This window comes from Halomonas sp. KO116, from assembly GCF_000734975.2.
Taxonomy (GTDB): Bacteria; Pseudomonadota; Gammaproteobacteria; order Pseudomonadales; family Halomonadaceae; genus Vreelandella; species Vreelandella glaciei.
This window is the reverse complement of sequence record NZ_CP011052.1, coordinates 3,212,960-3,229,494: the sequence shown is the minus strand read 5'-3', so window position 1 is coordinate 3,229,494 and position 16,535 is coordinate 3,212,960. Positions and strand designations below refer to the sequence as shown.

Below are 16,535 nucleotides of genomic sequence, written 5' to 3'. Positions count from 1 at the left end.
GGAGGCAAGCGCATGAGTGACTTTCATCAAAATGGGATTATTACCGACTTCCATAACCTGACTAAGCGTTCAGTCGAGGCACTTGAAGAGGAGCTATGCCAATTTTCCCGACGGCGGCCGATGGGCTTGATTCTACCGTCGCTTTTTTCCGAATTGGAAGGACCTGCGCTTTCAGCGATTGTTGATGAACTGGTTAAGGTCCCTTACCTCAATGAGATTGTTATTGGTCTGGATCGCGCCGACCGCGAACAGTTTTTATACGCACGCGAATTTTTCTCGCGTCTGCCGCAGCATACGCGCATTTTATGGAACGATGGCCCGCGCCTGAAAGCGCTCGATGCGGAACTGGAAGAGCATGGGCTAGGGGCGTTGGAGCCAGGCAAAGGACGCAATGTGTGGTACTGCGCAGGTTATATGTTGTCATCTGGGCGCTCGACGGTGGTCGGGCTGCACGATTGCGATATTCTCACCTACGAGCGTGGCCTGCTGGCGCGGTTGATGTACCCGGTGGCCCACCCCAATTTCAACTACAGTTTTTGCAAAGGCTATTATCCCCGCATTGCGGAAGGCAAGCTAAATGGCCGGGTTTCTCGGTTGTTAGTTACGCCGTTGCTGCGGGCGCTGAAAACCGTCTGTGGGCCGCTGCCCTATCTTGACTACTTGGATAGCTTCCGTTATCCACTTTCAGGTGAGTTTGCGATGCGTAGCGAAGTGCTGGAAGGCATTCGTATCCCCGCTGATTGGGGGCTGGAAATCGGTGTGCTATCGGAGCTGCAGCGTAACTACTCACTGCGCCAGCTCTGCCAAGTCGATATTGCCGATGCCTACGACCACAAGCATCAACCGGTTAGTGAAGATGATCCCAACGGTGGCTTAAACCGGATGAGTTTGGATATCTCAAAAGCGCTGTATCGAAAATTAGCCACTCAGGGTATTACCTTTAGCAGCGAAGATTTCCGCACGCTCAAGGCGACTTACTACCGCTTCGCATTGGATTTGATCGAGGCCTACGACCACGATGCCACGATGAATGGTCTGAGCCTTGATCGCCATAGTGAGGAGCAGGCGGTTGAGCTATTTGCCAGTAATTTGCTCGAAGCAGGCAACCTTTTCCTGGATAACCCCAGAGAACGGCCCTTTATTCCCAGTTGGAACCGGGTACAGGCGGCCGCACCTGACTTACTTACCCGCATGCACGAGGCGGTCGAGCTGGATAATCAAGGTAAGGTTTAACCCCACAGACTGCATAATGAAAAAAAGCCAGCTACCCACCGGTAGCTGGCTTTTTTGTCATTGAAGAGTTCTGCCCCTATGTCGTTACTATCGGCCTAAACAGGATAGAGATGAGCGAAATGTCTCATAAATGCTGTTTGGTGTATCACTCTTATTTTTTTGAATAGTAGCTGCTGTAATATTCAAAAATAGTCTAACGATAGAACCTGTAATGCACTATGCTGTCTTTAAAGCATGAGAATGCGATTACCACTAATGGGAGGCAGCAATGCAACGCCCAATCGTTACACCCTTTTTTGATGAGCCCACGAACACCTTTAGCTATGTCGTTCAAGATCCCGACAGCCGCGCCTGCGCGATCATAGATTCGGTACTCGACTTTGATTATGCCGCAGGGCGAACGGATGTGCGTTCAGCTGACAACATCATCGCCTTTGTTCGCGAACACCAACTCGACGTCGCCTGGATTTTGGAGACTCATGTGCATGCCGACCACCTCTCGGCAGCCCCCTATCTGCATGAGCAACTAGGGGGCAAAACCGGTATTGGTGCAAAAATAGTCAAGGTGCAAGAGATCTTCGGCAAGGCGTTCAACGCGGGTACCGAATTTGCTCGGGATGGCAGCCAATTTGATGCGCTGTTCGAAGAAGGGGATACGTTCACCATTGGCCAATTACAGGGCCATGTGCTGCACACCCCAGGGCATACGCCCGCCTGTTTAACCTACGTAGTGGGCGATGCCGCTTTTGTAGGCGATACGCTGTTTATGCCGGATTATGGCACCGCGCGGTGTGACTTTCCCGGCGGCGATGCGCGCACTCTTTATCACTCTATTCAAAAAGTGCTGGCGCTTCCCGAGCAGACGCGGCTGTTCTTATGCCACGACTACAAAGCCCCCGGCCGCGATACCTTTCAGCATGAAACCAGCGTAGCGGAACAGCGCAGTGAGAATGTCCATGTTCATGAAGGCATCAGCGAAGACGAGTTTGTGAAGATGCGCACCGAGCGCGATGCCACCTTAGGCATGCCACGGCTCATCATTCCTTCGGTGCAGGTCAATATGCGTGCAGGGGAGCTGCCTCCAGCGGAAGAGAACGGCACTGTCTATCTCAAAGTGCCGATTAATTTTTTCTAACGATTTAAATGCGATCTAAGGAGTCACCAGTGGATTGGACAGCAGGTTTACAAGGGCTGGTTGGGGGTGTGTTGATCGGACTTTCCGCTACCTGGCTGATGGCAACGCTGGGGCGTATCGCGGGCATCAGTGGCATCGTGGGCAACTTGATAACCCAACGCCCCAAGGGCGATAGCACTTGGCGAGTGGCTTTTCTATTAGGGCTGATTAGCGGCCCGCTTTTGCTTATGGCGTTAGGTGGCGGCTTGGGAAACGTGGCAGGAAGCCCGGGTGAGGTGATTGGCGCGCCAGCCGGTGGTGTCGGATTGATGTTGGTGGCCGGCTTGCTGGTGGGTGTGGGCACAGGGCTTGGCAGCGGTTGCACCAGTGGGCATGGCGTATGTGGTCTGGCACGCTTGGCGCCACGCTCCATGGCAGCCACCGGTATGTTTTTGCTGACGGCGCTAGTGACCGTTTATATCTCGCGCCATCTGTTAGGCCTAGGCGTTGTGCAATGAACAGGAACGCGATGAAAACAGCGGCTGGTTATGCGGCGGGGCTGATTTTTGGTTTGGGTTTGGCAATTTCCGGCATGACCGACCCAGCACGAGTGCTGGGGTTTTTAGATGTAGCGGGCGCCTGGGACCCGACGCTGATGTTTGTGCTTGGCGGGGCCGTGGTGACCACCTTTATCGGCTATCGGCTGGTATTCAAGCGTTCGGCACCCCTGTTGGGTGGCGTCTTTCAGCTACCGACTAAACAGGAGCTGGATGGCAAGTTGCTGGGCGGCGCAGCCCTGTTTGGCATTGGCTGGGGGCTTTCCGGCTACTGCCCTGGGCCTGCGATCGCCTCTATTGGCGGTGTATCACTACCGCTAGCGGCCATGCTGGTGACGATGGTGCTGGGGTGGTTTGCCGCCAAAAGGCTCGGCTAATATAAGTCGGACTTATATGGCCGCTGCTGCTAACGCCCTTGCCTTTACTGCAAGGGCGTTTTGTTTTCTTAACGCTGGGTTAATGCGTGGCCGTCATGCTGTCAGGTAATAAAAAGGAAACCGTTATGCACGTCTTGCTGATTGAAGATGACCCGCTGGTGGCATCGGGTATCCGCTCTGGATTAATGACCTTCGATTTTGTCGTCGACCACGTCTCCACGCTCAACGCTGCTCGCCAATCGATGCGAACAGTCACTAGTGATGTGGTCATCCTTGACCGTGGCTTGCCGGATGGCGATGGCTTGCAGCTGTTGGCCGAGTGGCGTGAGCAGGGCGTCGATGTGCCGGTGCTGGTGTTAACCGCAAGAGATACCGTGCGAGACCGGGTGGATGGCCTGCAGGGCGGTGCCGATGACTATCTGGTCAAGCCCTTCGATCTGGATGAATTAGTTGCGCGCCTGCACGCTCTGCTGCGCCGTGTGGCAGGGCGCAGCAGCGGCATGATTTCCCATGGAGCCCTCGCGTTAGATCCCGCCGCCCGCGAAGTGTATGTCGAAGGGCAACTGATCTCACTGTCTCGCCGTGAGCTGGTGCTGCTGGAAACCTTCCTACAATCGCCGCGTAGCGTACTGTCGGCCGATCAGCTCAAAGACAGCCTTTATGGCATGAATGATGATGTCGAGAGCAATGCGCTGAATGTGCATATTCACCATCTGCGCCGCAAGCTCGGGAGCGGAGTGATCGAAACGGTGCGCGGGCTTGGCTATCGGCTGGGCAAGCCTGAGGCGGTGCACTTGGCGGGCACGCCTTATAAGGGTCGGCTATATAAGGACCAGCTATGAGTTTACGCGCGCGCTTACTGCTCACCCTGGGGCTAACCCTGGCGTTGCTATGGGGTATCGCCGCGGCGTGGCTGATGCGTGACCTGGAAGACAAATTTGTAGAAACCCTGGACCAACGCCTGGCGCAGTCGGCACGGATGGTAGCTGGGCTGGTTTTGCAGCTTCCTGTTGACGTTTGGGCGAACGCCGAGCATCCGGTGCTCTCCATTCCTTCTATTGAAGGGCTGGCCTGCCAGGTGCATTCACCCCAAGGCGAGGTCATGGCGCGCACCCATGCCGATATGGACGATGTGCTGGCGCCGGGAGAGAGCGGGCACACTTATCGCCAGGCTGGCGATGTGACCTGGCGGGTCTTCACCTACGAGCGCAATGGCATCGTGATTACCACCGCCGACCGGATGGATGAAAGGAACATACTGCTCAACGGTGTTATTCGGGTGGCGGTGGTGCCGTTTGTGGTGGCGCTGGTGGGCAGCATGGTGGCGCTGTGGCTAGGTATCTGGCGTGGGCTGGCACCGCTGACACGGCTGCGAGAGTCGCTTGCCAACCGCCATCCGGATGCGCTGGCCCCGGTGGCTACCTACGGCTTGCCAAAAGAGATCCGGCCTCTCATCACAACGCTTAACGCGCTGTTGGCACGGGTGCAGCAAACCATTATCCGCGAACAGCGCTTTACCAATGACGCCGCGCACGAGCTGCGCACGCCGCTGACGGCCATCAAGACCCACCTGCAAGTTGCCCGCCGCGTTGACGGGGAAGCGGCGAAGACATCGCTCAATCAGGCGGAAGAGGGCGTGGTGCGGCTGAGTTCAACTCTTGATCAGCTGCTGACTCTGGCACGGGTAGAAGGGCGTGCGCGGTTTGATGATGGCGAGGTAAGCCGTGTTGCGGATGTTGCCGAGTGTGCCCTGGCGGATTGCCACCACAGTCACTCTGGCCGCTTTGTGGTGCCCGTTGGCTGGCCAGAGACCACCCTGGCCATGCCTCGTGAGCTAGCGATTACCGCGCTACGCAATTTGCTCGATAACGCGCTGCACCATGGGCCGCCGGAAACGCCCGTAACGCTGGAGGCGCAGTGGGAGCACGGGCAGCGCTTTCTTACCTTCAGCGTCAGCGACCAGGGCTCTGGCGTCGATGACGCGACGCTCAAACAACTGACACAACGCTTCTGGCGCGCCAGCAAACAGCAGGGAAGCGGGCTGGGGCTGGCGATTGTCGCGGCAATCGCTGAACGATTCGATGGCGAAGTGGCGTTTGCCAGCCCGGCAGGGGGCGGGTTTACCGCTCGCCTGATGGTGCCAGTGGCGGACAGCTAAAAAAGATAACGCAAGGGAGAAACCGATATGAATAACAAATACGTCAGCAGGGTTGGTCTCTGTGTAGGTATCACCCTGTTCGCCGCAGGGGCGGTGGCCCAGGAGGGGGATGTGGAGCGGGGTCAAGCCGCCGCGGCCAGCTGTAGCGCCTGCCACCAGGCCGATGGCAGTGGCATGAATGTGCCTGATGGTGAGTCCTGGCCGCGGTTAGCTGGCCTGGATGCCGACTATATCGCCAAGCAGTTACATGATTTTAAAGCGGGGCGGCGTGAAAACGCGACGATGGCAACATTTGCCAATATGCTCAACGACCAACAAATCGCCGATGTGGCCGCCTACTACAGCCAGCTACCCGCTACCCAGGGACAAGGCGGCGATGAAGCCGACGAGACGCTACTGGCCCGCGGGCAGCAGCTCGCCGAACGTGGCGATTGGAACGCCTACATTGTTTCCTGCCAAAGTTGCCATGGGCCTGGGGGCAAGGGCGTAGGTGACACCTTCCCAGGCATTGCAGGCCAGCATGCCGGCTACATCCGCACCCAATTGTCGGCGTGGAAAAACGAGACACGCAGCAACGATCCGCAAAACCTGATGGGCGCCATTGCCAAGCGCATGAGTGATGACGACATCCAGGCTGTCTCCGCCTGGTACGCCAAGCAACCCGCCTCCGCCGACCAGGAGTCAACACAATGATAACCTGTCCACGCCCTCTCGTTTTAGCGCTTACTGGCTGTTCATTGACAGTCGGCATCGTTATGAGCGTTTACGCCACCAGTGTCTTTGCTCAGGAAGAGCGGGCGGATGCAGCGCTGAACCAACTGGTGCACGAACCGCCCACCATGGAAGATCTGGAAAGTGCCGATATTCATCCAGAACTGAAAAAAGTCATCCGCTACGGTCATGATCTATTCACTAATACGCAGCAATTGCGTGGTGAGAACGTCTTCAATGACATGAACTGCTCCAGTTGCCATCTGGGGGAAGGGCGGGTGCCGTTCAGTGCCCCGGTGTGGACAGCGGCCATTACACTGCCGGACTTCCGTGGCAAGAACCAGCATGTGAATAACTTGGAAGAGCGTATCGCCGGCTGCTTTGCCTACTCCATGAACGGCGTACCACCGGAGTATGGCAGTGATGAAATGTTGGCACTCAGTGCCTATCACCAGTGGCTGGCCACCGGCGCACCGATGTATCCCGACAAGCCGATTTATGGTCGTGGCTTCCCAGCGCCAGAAGAGCCGACCGAAGAGCCCAGCTACGCTAGAGGGGAAACTGCCTACCAGGAAAACTGCTCGATATGCCACCAGGAAAATGGTGCCGGGCACTATGAAAATGATGAGTACGTGTTTCCCCCGCCCTGGGGTGACGGCTCCAATAACTGGGGAGCAGGCATTGCGCGGCTGGAAACCATGGCGGGCTTCATTTATCAAAACATGCCGCTTGGCCAGCCCCGCTCGCTCAGTGATCAACAGGCCTGGGATATTGCCTATTACATCACCAGTCAGGAGCGTCCTCAGGACCCACGCTATACAGGGGATGTCGCCGAGACGGCTGAACGGTTCCATGGCCGTTCACTCTATGGTCAAACCCGCGAGCATGATGGTCATGTGCTGGGAGACCATGACAACTTCGGAGAGAAAGGCGATATCAAACCCTGGAATGTAGGCATGCCGAGGTTTGAAAACTTATCGGAGGAGTGAAAGTGGTAATCGGTTGCAACACTGCAGGATGTAACGTCAGCTCGCGACCACGGTGTCGCGAGCTGACGTTGAAGAGTGACGCCGCGGCTTCAGGGCGCTTCACTGCCCATCATGTCGATCAGCCGATCGTCACTGGGCATACCCTGAATGCGGTCAAGACGCACGTTTCCGTTCCCTGTTTTCCGCTGAAAAACCGAGGTGGGGGTAGCATACAGCCCCAGCTCCTCGAACAGCTGGTTATTGGTATACACTTGTTCTTCAATTTCCCTTGGTTGGGCGCTAGCTTCGACTTCCTGCTGGCCACTTTCATGGGCATGCAGCGTCGCAGCCGGGTCACCGGCTCCGAGTAGGGCGGCTGCTTTTCCAGGGCTGTCGGGCGCTAAGATTCCGACCATGATATGACGTAGCTGTACCTTACCTGCTTCCACCCAGGGGCGAACGTCTTGCCAAAGCTGGCGGCAATAGGGGCAGTTGGCGTCCGTGAAGGTGTAAATCACACGGGAGGCATCCACGTCACCATCCTGAATCCAATGACTTTCGCTCAGAAGCTGCCAGGTCTGTGCTTCTAAAGGCGCACGCACGTGCTCGTCCAGTTGCGCTTCAGTGAGGTCGTTACCCTCGCTGTCCGTCAGTGTCCCCACCACCGCGTGCTCGCCATCTGGGGTCAGGTAAATGGCCATGTCCTGGCCCTGAACGCTGGCGCCATAGCCGCGCAAACCGCCAGGGGCGTCAAACTGGCCATGAATTTCCAGGCCCTGGTCGGCCAGTGCCTGTACTGGGGTAGGGAGATCATCGGCGTAGCCTATGGATACTCCTCCCAGCCCTGCCAGGAGAACAAAACGGCTGATAGTGGTGTAGTGGTTCAAGCGCATTGCAACATCCTGTTGAGTGAGTTGACGTTAGCCAGGCGAAAAAAGGTGGTCGGCTCGTGCAGCAATCAGCGTAAACGCTCCAATCCTTGCTGCAGGGTGGCGCTGGAAAGTTCGCCAAAATGAGTGCTGACGAGTTGGCCGTCGGCATCATAGTAAAGTGTGGTAGGCATCGCGTTGGCGCCGGTAGCCTGGCCAACGGCATTGCGTGGGTCTTGCCAAACGTTATCGAGAGAAAAGCCGTACTCATCCATAAAAGCGTTGATCTGGCCGAGCGACTCCCCTTGGTTAACGAACACAAAGGTGATGCCGGGTTCATTATCCTGCGCTTGCGCAAACACCGGCATTTCACGGATACAGGGCGGACACCAGCTGGCCCATAAATTGACCACCATGGGTTGCTGGGTCGAGCGTGACAGGTGGGGAAGGTCAATGGGCTCGCCTGAACGGGTAGTCAGCGCCACCTCCGGCAACGGCCGGGATTGATGCTCTATCATGGTGGCGCTAGCGGCGGTCAATCCCCAGACAAAGCCGCCCGCCAGTAGGGCACCGGAAAGTGGCACCCGCTGGCGAGGGGAGCGCCACAGCGTCCAGCCGGCGTACGCCAGTGCCGCGACAAGACCACCGACAATATCAAAGCCGCCATCTCGAATATCCAGGCGGGAAAGTAGCCCCTCGTATTCGCCCCAGTAACGCAGGACAAAAACCAGGCGCGCGCCGACAAGGGCAACCAGCAGCAGGGTAAACAGCGTATCGCTGACGGCTACCCGATGGCGCCTTCCCAACAGCGCGCCAGCCAGCAGTGCCAATAAAAAGGCCAGGCCGATCAATAGCTGGTGAATACTAAAGCCCATCGGGCCAAGGGCGATGCTTTGTTGCAACATAACCAGTAACGATCCTTCATGTGATCTTGGACTGGCATCATCGCAGTACTGGATTATTTAAGGATTATGTTAGTTGCCCCTGGGGCGTTATGTCGCAACTGGCGGGGGAGGCGCCGCGACTAACCGGTGGCCACCAGCCAGCGCACCGCATAAGGCGGCAGGGCGCCTTCGGCCACCCACGGGTTGCTTGGGTCAAGCGCCTGCCATGCGTGTTGGTTCAGCGATTGGGTTACCGCCTCACCCACATTCGCTAAGGGGAGCGGCAGGTCGGTGACGTTATATAGTGCCAGCAGACGACGGCCATCATGCAGGGGGCCACGTTCCACCGCCAGCAATTCTGGGGGCGATTCCAACACCCGCTGAGCAGCACTGGGGTGAAAACAGGGTTCTTGACGACGCTGATCCAGCAGCCGGTTTAAGGCATGAAACACATCGTGGGTAGGGGTGGAAGGACTATCCAGTAGCAGATCCAGCTCGCTACGCTGCCAGCGCCGCCGGTTGATCGAGCGCAGGCGACCACTGCGCTCAACGCCTTCTACATCGTTGAGTGTGCCCGTCAGCGTATGAATATAGAGGGCTGGTATTCCCTGCAGGCTGAGCATGATCGCTTGGCTGCAGAGGAAGCGGGCTATTTGCCATGGATCCGGGCCACGGCGGGTGCCGCGCATGGCTTCAAACCAGGTGATGTTGATCTCGTAGGGCGTGTCGCTGCCATCCGGGTTGCTGCGCATGCTGACAAAACCGCCGAATTTGTGCATCAGCTCCAGCAGTGCATCGCGCTCGTGATCGGGCAGTAGGCCTTCCAGTGGGCGCACACCAATACCGTCATGGCTGGCGGTAAAGTTCAGGTAAGTACAGTGGTCAGGCAGAACCGGCAGGCTGGCAAGCCAGGTTTGCAGCGTGCTGGCCTCGCCACGGGTTAAGGTATGGAGCAGCAGCGGCGGCAGCGTGAATTGATAAATCATGTGCGCTTCATCGGGCGGCCCCTTGGGGAGCCGTTCAAGCCCGAAATAGCTGATGTTCTCTTGGTGCGGCACGTTGGTTTCGGTAATCAGCAGAGTGCCGGGGGCGACATGGTCGACAATCGCGCGAAGCAAACGCACCACGGTGTGGGTTTCCGGCAGGTGAATACAGGAGGTGCCCAACCGCTTCCATAAGAAAGCCACCGCATCCAAGCGGATAATCCGTGTGCCCTGCTCCAGGTAGAAGAGCAGAATGCCGACGAACTCCAGCAGAACATCGGGATGTTCAAAGTTTAGATCGAGCTGGTCTTCGGAGAAGGTTGCCCATAGATAACGGGTGCCGCGCCGGGTTGAAATAGGTACCAGCAACGGGTTGCTGCGGGGGCGAACTACCTGAGAGACATCGGTGTCAGGGTCAACTTCGATGAAGTAGTCGCGGCCGGGCAGGCTGCCGCTCAGGTAATCCACAAACCAGAGCGACTCCCTGGAAACATGGTTGAGCACCAAATCGGCCATCAGGTCGTAATGACCGGCGAGCTCGCGGATATGCGACCAGTTGCCAAGCTCACTATTCACTTCCCGGTAGTGGATCACCGAGAAGCCGTCGTCGCTACTCCACGGGAAGAAGGGCAGCACATGCACGCCGCTGATACGCTCGCCCAGCCGCGCTTGAAGAAAATCGCTAAGGACTGCCAGTGGCGGCACACCCTCTTCTATAATGGAGTCACCATAGCTAATTACCCACTGATCTTTTTCGCTCCATGAAGGTGCTTTTTTGGAAGGAGCATCGCCGGAGGCGGACGAAAAAGGGGCAAGCGACAGAAAATGCTCAAGGTGTTGATTTAAGCGGCGCTGCACTTCGCCAGCACGCGGCCCGTATAGGTGGCTGAGGTAGCCGTGCACGGTCTGCTCAAAGGGGGACATGGGTGGCTCCTGATAAACAATCTGCCACAAACGCTGCAGCATGTGTGCCAAATCGTTACAATGCGAGGTTGATAGCGCGTTTAAACGCTAACATCCATTAGCTTAAGACGTTGATGCCGGTTTAAACGCCATTAATAGCATATTCATTGCCAGGTTATAACACGCTAACTCGTGCGGCACGCCAGCACGAGCTGACAACAGGTTGACCGCTATGCATTGCCCTTTTTGTGGTGCAAACGATACTCGAGTGACCGATTCGCGATTGGTGGCCGATGGCGATCAAGTGCGCCGTCGTCGCCAGTGTGCGAGCTGTCAGGAGCGCTTTACCACTTACGAAACTGCTGAACTCGTAATGCCTCGCGTGGTGAAGTCAGACGGTTCCCGGGAAAGCTTTCATGAAGCCAAACTCCGGGCGGGCATGCTGCGTGCGCTTGAAAAGCGCCCGGTCAGCGCGGAAGCCATTGAAGCGGCCGTCGAGCGCATACGTCAAACCCTCCGTGCGCGAGGCGATCGTGAGATCAACGCCCGTGATATTGGTGAGTCGGTGATGCAGGCGCTGAAAACCCTCGACCATGTGGCTTACATCCGCTTTGCCTCGGTGTACCGCAAGTTTCAGGATTTGGATGAATTTCGTGCTGAGATTGATCGGCTTTCCCAAGAGCCCAATCAAGCGTCCTCTTCTACAGTGAGACACACTAGCGAGCCGCCAAAATGAGCGCTCTGTTTAGCCAAGACGATTACCGTTATATGGCGCAGGCGCTTAAGCTGGCGCGCAAAGGGCTTTACACCACCGATCCTAATCCTCGGGTCGGTTGTGTGATCGTGCGCGATGAGCAGATCGTTGGGGAAGGCTTTCATCGGCGAGCCGGTGAGCCGCATGCGGAAATCCATGCCTTAATCGCAGCCGGTGAACGGGCCCAGGGCGCGACGGCTTACGTCACTCTTGAACCTTGCTCGCACACTGGGCGTACCGGCCCGTGTGCGGTTGCTCTGCAAAAGGCCAAGGTGGCTCGGGTAGTGATTGCGATGCAGGACCCCAACCCCCAGGTCAGTGGCCGGGGTATTCGCTTGCTTGAAGAAGCCGGTATTGAGGTGGCAGTAGGCCTGCTTGAGAGTGAAGCGCGGGCATTGAACCCTGGCTTTATTGCCCGAATGACCACACAGCGCCCCTTTGTACGCCTGAAAATGGCCATGAGTTTAGATGGACGTACGGCCATGGGATCCGGTGAGTCTCAGTGGATTACCGGTCCCGAAGCGCGAACGCAAGTGCAGCGGCTGCGAGCGCGCTCCAGTGCGATATTAAGCGGCGTTGAATCGATTATCATGGACGACTCGCGGCTTACTCTTCGCGCCGAGCAGTTGTCGCTTGCCAATGCCGATGAGGTGGTGCAGCGCCAACCACTAAGGGTGGTGTTAGATACCCATTTGCGCTTGCCCTTGGCGGCCGCCTGTTTAAGCGAACCGGGGCGAACCTTGGTGGTGACCACCCCAGGCCATGTGGCTGAAAAGCGCGAACGGTTAACCAAAGCGGGTGCTGAAGTGCAGGTGTTGCCTGCCGGTAGTGATGGCCGCATTGATTTAGCCTTGATGCTGAATTGGTTAGCCGAGAGCGAACAGGTTAATGAGCTGCTGGTAGAAACCGGCGCGACCCTGGCGGGTGCTCTGCTTGATGCGGGACTGGTCGATGAGCTGCAGCTGTTTGTTGCCCCCACGCTGTTAGGTGGCGAGGCACGACCGCTATTTGCGCTGCCAGGACTCTCACGCATGGCCGATCAGCGACGTTTAACCATTCATGATATGCGAGCGGTGGGGCGCGATTGGCGCATTATCGCTTCCCCTCAGTCGACTAGCGCAACTGGCGATAGCAAGGTACCCTGACGCGCGAAATCGCAGCTAACGTGACAACCTTATTTCGTGACGACTTTTCGTTACAAGCTGGCGCAACAGCTTTTTTGCGGCAACGTTACGCGACAACTTTTGGAGATTCCATGGCGCACTCCTCCTCTAGAGGCTTAGCCCCTATCGCCGAGCTGGTGGAAGATATCCGCCAGGGCAAAATGGTGATTCTCATGGACGATGAGGATCGCGAAAACGAAGGTGATATCATCATGGCCGCCGAAAAAGTGCAGGCCGAGCATATCAACTTCATGGCCCGTTTCGCCCGTGGTCTTATCTGTATGCCGATGACCCGTGCCCGCTGTGAGCAGCTTAATTTGCCGCTTATGGTGCGTGACAATGGCTCCGGCTTTGGCACCAAATTTACGCTCTCGATTGAAGCGACCGAAGGCGTTACCACCGGTATTTCAGCCGCAGATCGCGCGCGCACGGTCCAAGCGGCAGTGGCGCCCCATGCCAAGCCCTCTGATATCGTTCAGCCGGGGCATATTTTCCCGTTGATGGCAGAGCCCGGCGGCGTGCTTCGCCGTGCGGGGCATACCGAAGCAGCGTGTGATTTGGCGGCGCTGGCAGGGTGTGACCCCAGCGGGGTGATCTGCGAGGTCATGAACGACGACGGCAGTATGGCGCGTCGCCCCGAACTGGAAGCGTTTGCTCAACAGCACGGCATAAAAATCGGTACCATTGCGGATTTGATTCACTACCGCATCGTCAACGAGCAGACCATTGATCACCTGGAAGCCTCAACGGTGATGACGGCGCATGGCGAACTGACGCTGCACGTTTTCCGTGACCGCATCCAGGGCGCTCACCATTTGGCGCTGGTGAACGGTCAGCCCACCCCAGAGGAGTCCACCACGGTTCGCGTGCATCTTACCGATACGCTGCGCGATGTGATGGGCCTGATGAAAGGCGACCAGTGCCGCTGGGATGCCCACCGGGCGCTGGAGGAGATTGCCAGTTCAAACGCAGGGGTGTTTGTGCTGATTGATGACGGTCGCCCCCATCAGGATTTAAAAGATCAACTGGATATCTTTTTGGATCGCGTTCGCCAGCCGCGGACCAGTGATTCTGACGGCGCTGGCAACTATTTAACCATCGGCACCGGCTCGCAAATCCTGCGCTATTTAGGCGTGGGTAAAATGCGATTATTGAGTTCACCGTGGAAGTTCTCCGCGCTATCCGGCTTTGATCTCGAAGTCGTTGAGCGTCTAGGGCCTAATGACACGGCGGATGAGCCAACCTTTCAGCAGGAGTGATCCAGCAGGGTCACTCCAGCAGGACTAATCCAGCAGTACTAATCTAGCAGTACTAATCTAGCAGTACTAATCTAGCAGTACTAAGCAGCAGGAATAAATTGATGAACTCCCTTTCTCAAGTTGAAGGTACTTTTGTTGACGTCGATGGGCATTATGTCATCGTGGTCGGTCGCTTTAACCATCACGTGGTGGATAGCCTGGTGGAAGGGGCGGTCGACAGCTTGACGCGTCATGGCGTCGATGCCGAGCATATTCATATTGTTCACGTGCCGGGTGCCTGGGAACTGCCGTTAGCAGTTAAGCGCGTGCTGAAGGTGATGAAGCCTGATGCCGTCATCGCGCTAGGCGCGGTGATTCGCGGTGGAACGCCGCACTTTGAATACGTGGCGGGCGGCTGCAACACAGCGATTAATCACCTGCAGCTTGAGTTTGAAACCCCGGTCGCTAACGGCGTGTTAACCGTTGAGACGATCGAACAAGCGATTGAGCGTGCGGGGACCAAAGCCGGTAATAAAGGCACCGAAGCGGCCATGGCCGCCATGGAAATGGTCTCACTACTACGCGCGCTGCCGTTAGGAGATACCCAATGAGCGAGCGTAAACCCTCTGCCGCTCAGCAAGGCCGCCACGCGGCGCGTGAGTTAACCGTGCAGGGGCTTTATCAGTGGCACATGACGGGTAAATCCATCACTACCATTGAAGCTGAGTTTCGTAGCCAGGTAGCCGATGACGACCTGGAAGACCACGAAAACTGGGTCAAGGTGATGGAGATCGCCGACAAAGCGCTGTTTCACGAGTTGCTGCACAACACCGTACGTTTTAAAGCGGAACTGGATCGTGAAATCTCTCCATTACTGGATCGCCGCCTGGAAGATCTCGATGCCGTCGAGCTGGCAATTCTTCGCTTAGGCGCTTACGAGCTATCCCGACGAATGGAAGTACCCTATCGTGTAGTGATTAACGAAGGCGTTGAGTTGGCTAAGTCATTTGGCGCCACCGACGGCCATAAATACGTGAACGGCATTCTAGACAAGCTGGCGATTCGCCTGCGTAGTGCCGAGGTCAGCGCTCGCCGTCTCTGAACGCGAGTGTCATGACAATGCGTTTAAGGGGCCTTTGTGCTTGCCGAATTTGATTTGATCCGACGCTATTTCATGTCGTCGCAGGAGGCGTCGACCGCGTCAAATGGCGTCACACTAGGATGTGGAGACGACGCCACGCTATTGATGCCGCAAGCGGGCCAACAGTTGGCCGTGAGCGTTGACACCTCGGTGGTGGGTGTTCACTTTCCCCGCGAAGCGCCAGCCTTCGCGGTGGGCCATCGTGCTTTGGCGGTCGCGCTTAGCGATTTAGCCGCCATGGGGGCCAAATCCCGCTGGTGCCTGATGGCATTAACCTTTGATCAGCGCCAATTTGCCGATGATGAAGCAACGCATCTTTGGCTTGCTGACTATGCGCGTGGCTTTCATACACTCTGCCAGCAACACGCCACCACGCTGGTGGGCGGGGACGTCACTTCTGGCGCGCTTTCGATTGGCGTGACCGTCATGGGCGAGGTGCCGGTGGGCGAAGCGCTGACCCGCAACGGTGCTCAGCCTGGCGACCTGATTGCCGTTACCGGTGCATTAGGCGGCGGGGGCGGTGGGCTAGCGCTCTGGCACAAGGGTGAGCGTGACTTGGCGCACCCATTGCTGCGCCGCTATTTGCTGCCTGAACCGCGTTTGGTGGCGGGCGTGGCACTGCGTGGATTAGCCACCGCGGCGATGGATATTTCTGATGGCTTAATGGCCGACCTGGCGCATCTTCGCGCGGCTTCGCAGGTCGGGGCAGTCATCGACATAGCCGCTTTACCGCTGGCAGAAGAGCTGGAAAACACGCTGGGTCGGGAGGCTGCACTAAAGGCGGCGCTGTCCGGTGGTGATGATTATGAACTGCTCGTCACCTTACACGCTGACGATATAGCCAAGGCTCAGCAGCGTCTGGCGTCATTAGGCTTGACGCTAACGGTGATTGGTCGCTGTTGCGAGCCGCTAGGCATTAGTGCTTCTGACCAGAGTGATCTGAGTAGTTATGTCAATGGCTATGCCGGTTGGCAGCATTTTAGTGGGGACACGCCATGAATCGTGCACCGAAAAGTGTCTGGCGTCGCCCAACACATTTTTTTGCCTTTGGCTTAGGTAGCGGCACGGTGCCGTGGGCTCCCGGCACCTTTGGCACGCTGGCCGCCATTCCGTTCTACTGGATGATGGCGGATTTGCCCTTAGGCTGGTACCTAAGCATTTGTTTCGTCGCTTTTGTTGTTGGCGTTTGGCTATGCGATAAGACGTCACACGACTTAGGCGTACACGACCACTCAGGGATTGTGTGGGATGAATTTGTTGGCTACTGGCTCACTATGGCCGCGGTGCCCTTTTCATGGGAAGCTGCGCTATGGGGATTTGTGGTCTTTCGTATCTTCGATGTTTTTAAGCCCTGGCCAATACGTTGGGCTGACCGCCGTGTAGCCGGTGGTTTCGGTATTATGATTGATGATGTGATGGCAGGGGTCTACGCCTGGAGTATTATGCACTTGTGGTTCTGGCTGCATTAAAAAATTCATTAGG

At 57.0% G+C, this 16,535-nt stretch carries 18 protein-coding genes; 15 read left to right on the top strand and 3 right to left on the bottom strand.

Annotated features, from left to right (window positions below; genetic code table 11):
• Positions 1–12: 12 nt before the first annotated feature.
• The 8 genes from KO116_RS14880 (at position 13) to KO116_RS14845 (ending at position 7,139) form a co-directional block, all read left to right on the top strand.
• Entirely contained in the window at positions 13–1,233 is a 1,221-nt protein-coding gene (locus KO116_RS14880; protein WP_035555363.1) for a glycosyl transferase, read from the top strand.
• 268 nt (positions 1,234–1,501) lie between these two features.
• A complete protein-coding gene (locus KO116_RS14875; RefSeq protein WP_035555366.1) occupies positions 1,502–2,368 on the top strand; it encodes an MBL fold metallo-hydrolase in 867 nt (288 codons plus the stop codon).
• Positions 2,369–2,397: 29 nt separating this feature from the next.
• Positions 2,398–2,865, top strand: a complete 468-nt coding sequence (locus KO116_RS14870; protein WP_035555370.1) for a YeeE/YedE family protein — start codon at positions 2,398–2,400, stop codon at positions 2,863–2,865.
• 11 nt (positions 2,866–2,876) lie between these two features.
• Positions 2,877–3,281 carry a DUF6691 family protein gene (locus KO116_RS14865; RefSeq protein ID WP_235272400.1) on the top strand — a complete coding sequence of 135 codons (405 nt, stop codon included), beginning with the start codon at positions 2,877–2,879 and terminating at the stop codon, positions 3,279–3,281.
• Positions 3,282–3,406: 125 nt separating this feature from the next.
• Entirely contained in the window at positions 3,407–4,123 is a 717-nt protein-coding gene (locus KO116_RS14860) for a response regulator (protein ID WP_035555376.1), read from the top strand.
• Complete coding sequence (locus KO116_RS14855; RefSeq protein WP_035555378.1) at positions 4,120–5,439, top strand: ATP-binding protein; 1,320 nt, start codon at positions 4,120–4,122, stop codon at positions 5,437–5,439. Before KO116_RS14860 ends, KO116_RS14855 begins: the two co-directional genes overlap by 4 nt.
• Before the next feature lie 27 nt (positions 5,440–5,466).
• Positions 5,467–6,132: a c-type cytochrome gene (locus KO116_RS14850; RefSeq protein WP_035555381.1), complete on the top strand. Its 666-nt coding sequence runs from the start codon at positions 5,467–5,469 to the stop codon at positions 6,130–6,132.
• Positions 6,129–7,139, top strand: coding sequence for a c-type cytochrome (locus KO116_RS14845; RefSeq protein ID WP_035555383.1), 1,011 nt, complete (start codon positions 6,129–6,131; stop codon positions 7,137–7,139). Before KO116_RS14850 ends, KO116_RS14845 begins: the two co-directional genes overlap by 4 nt.
• An 89-nt stretch (positions 7,140–7,228) precedes the next feature.
• Here KO116_RS14845 and dsbG read toward each other — a convergent pair whose 3' ends face one another.
• The 3 genes from dsbG to KO116_RS14830 all read right to left on the bottom strand — a co-directional run bounded on the left by dsbG (position 7,229) and on the right by KO116_RS14830 (position 10,778).
• Positions 7,229–8,011 carry a thiol:disulfide interchange protein DsbG gene (gene dsbG / locus KO116_RS14840; protein WP_035555386.1) on the bottom strand — a complete coding sequence of 261 codons (783 nt, stop codon included), beginning with the start codon at positions 8,009–8,011 and terminating at the stop codon, positions 7,229–7,231.
• A gap of 65 nt (positions 8,012–8,076) precedes the next feature.
• Positions 8,077–8,892, bottom strand: coding sequence for a TlpA family protein disulfide reductase (locus KO116_RS14835; RefSeq protein ID WP_035555389.1), 816 nt, complete (start codon positions 8,890–8,892; stop codon positions 8,077–8,079).
• Between the two features lie 119 nt (positions 8,893–9,011).
• Positions 9,012–10,778, bottom strand: a complete 1,767-nt coding sequence (locus tag KO116_RS14830) for a sugar phosphorylase (protein WP_035555392.1) — start codon at positions 10,776–10,778, stop codon at positions 9,012–9,014.
• Between the two features lie 211 nt (positions 10,779–10,989).
• Here KO116_RS14830 and nrdR point away from each other — a divergent pair, with 211 nt between their 5' ends.
• The 7 genes from nrdR (at position 10,990) to KO116_RS14795 (ending at position 16,522) form a co-directional block, all read left to right on the top strand.
• Positions 10,990–11,493: a transcriptional regulator NrdR gene (gene nrdR, locus KO116_RS14825; RefSeq protein WP_035555395.1), complete on the top strand. Its 504-nt coding sequence runs from the start codon at positions 10,990–10,992 to the stop codon at positions 11,491–11,493.
• Entirely contained in the window at positions 11,490–12,656 is a 1,167-nt protein-coding gene (ribD, locus tag KO116_RS14820; RefSeq protein ID WP_035555398.1) for a bifunctional diaminohydroxyphosphoribosylaminopyrimidine deaminase/5-amino-6-(5-phosphoribosylamino)uracil reductase RibD, read from the top strand. Before nrdR ends, ribD begins: the two co-directional genes overlap by 4 nt.
• Before the next feature lie 110 nt (positions 12,657–12,766).
• Positions 12,767–13,933 (top strand): bifunctional 3,4-dihydroxy-2-butanone-4-phosphate synthase/GTP cyclohydrolase II, encoded by a 1,167-nt coding sequence (ribBA, locus tag KO116_RS14815; protein WP_035555401.1) that lies wholly within the window; start codon positions 12,767–12,769, stop codon positions 13,931–13,933.
• Between the two features lie 101 nt (positions 13,934–14,034).
• The gene (gene ribH / locus KO116_RS14810; RefSeq protein WP_035555404.1) at positions 14,035–14,523 is read left to right on the top strand and encodes a 6,7-dimethyl-8-ribityllumazine synthase; all 489 of its coding nucleotides are present in this window, start codon (positions 14,035–14,037) and stop codon (positions 14,521–14,523) included.
• Complete coding sequence (nusB, locus tag KO116_RS14805; protein ID WP_007114491.1) at positions 14,520–15,014, top strand: transcription antitermination factor NusB; 495 nt, start codon at positions 14,520–14,522, stop codon at positions 15,012–15,014. Before ribH ends, nusB begins: the two co-directional genes overlap by 4 nt.
• A gap of 36 nt (positions 15,015–15,050) precedes the next feature.
• Complete coding sequence (thiL, locus tag KO116_RS14800) at positions 15,051–16,052, top strand: thiamine-phosphate kinase (protein WP_035555407.1); 1,002 nt, start codon at positions 15,051–15,053, stop codon at positions 16,050–16,052.
• Positions 16,049–16,522: a phosphatidylglycerophosphatase A family protein gene (locus KO116_RS14795; protein WP_035555410.1), complete on the top strand. Its 474-nt coding sequence runs from the start codon at positions 16,049–16,051 to the stop codon at positions 16,520–16,522. Before thiL ends, KO116_RS14795 begins: the two co-directional genes overlap by 4 nt.
• Positions 16,523–16,535 lie beyond the last annotated feature (13 nt).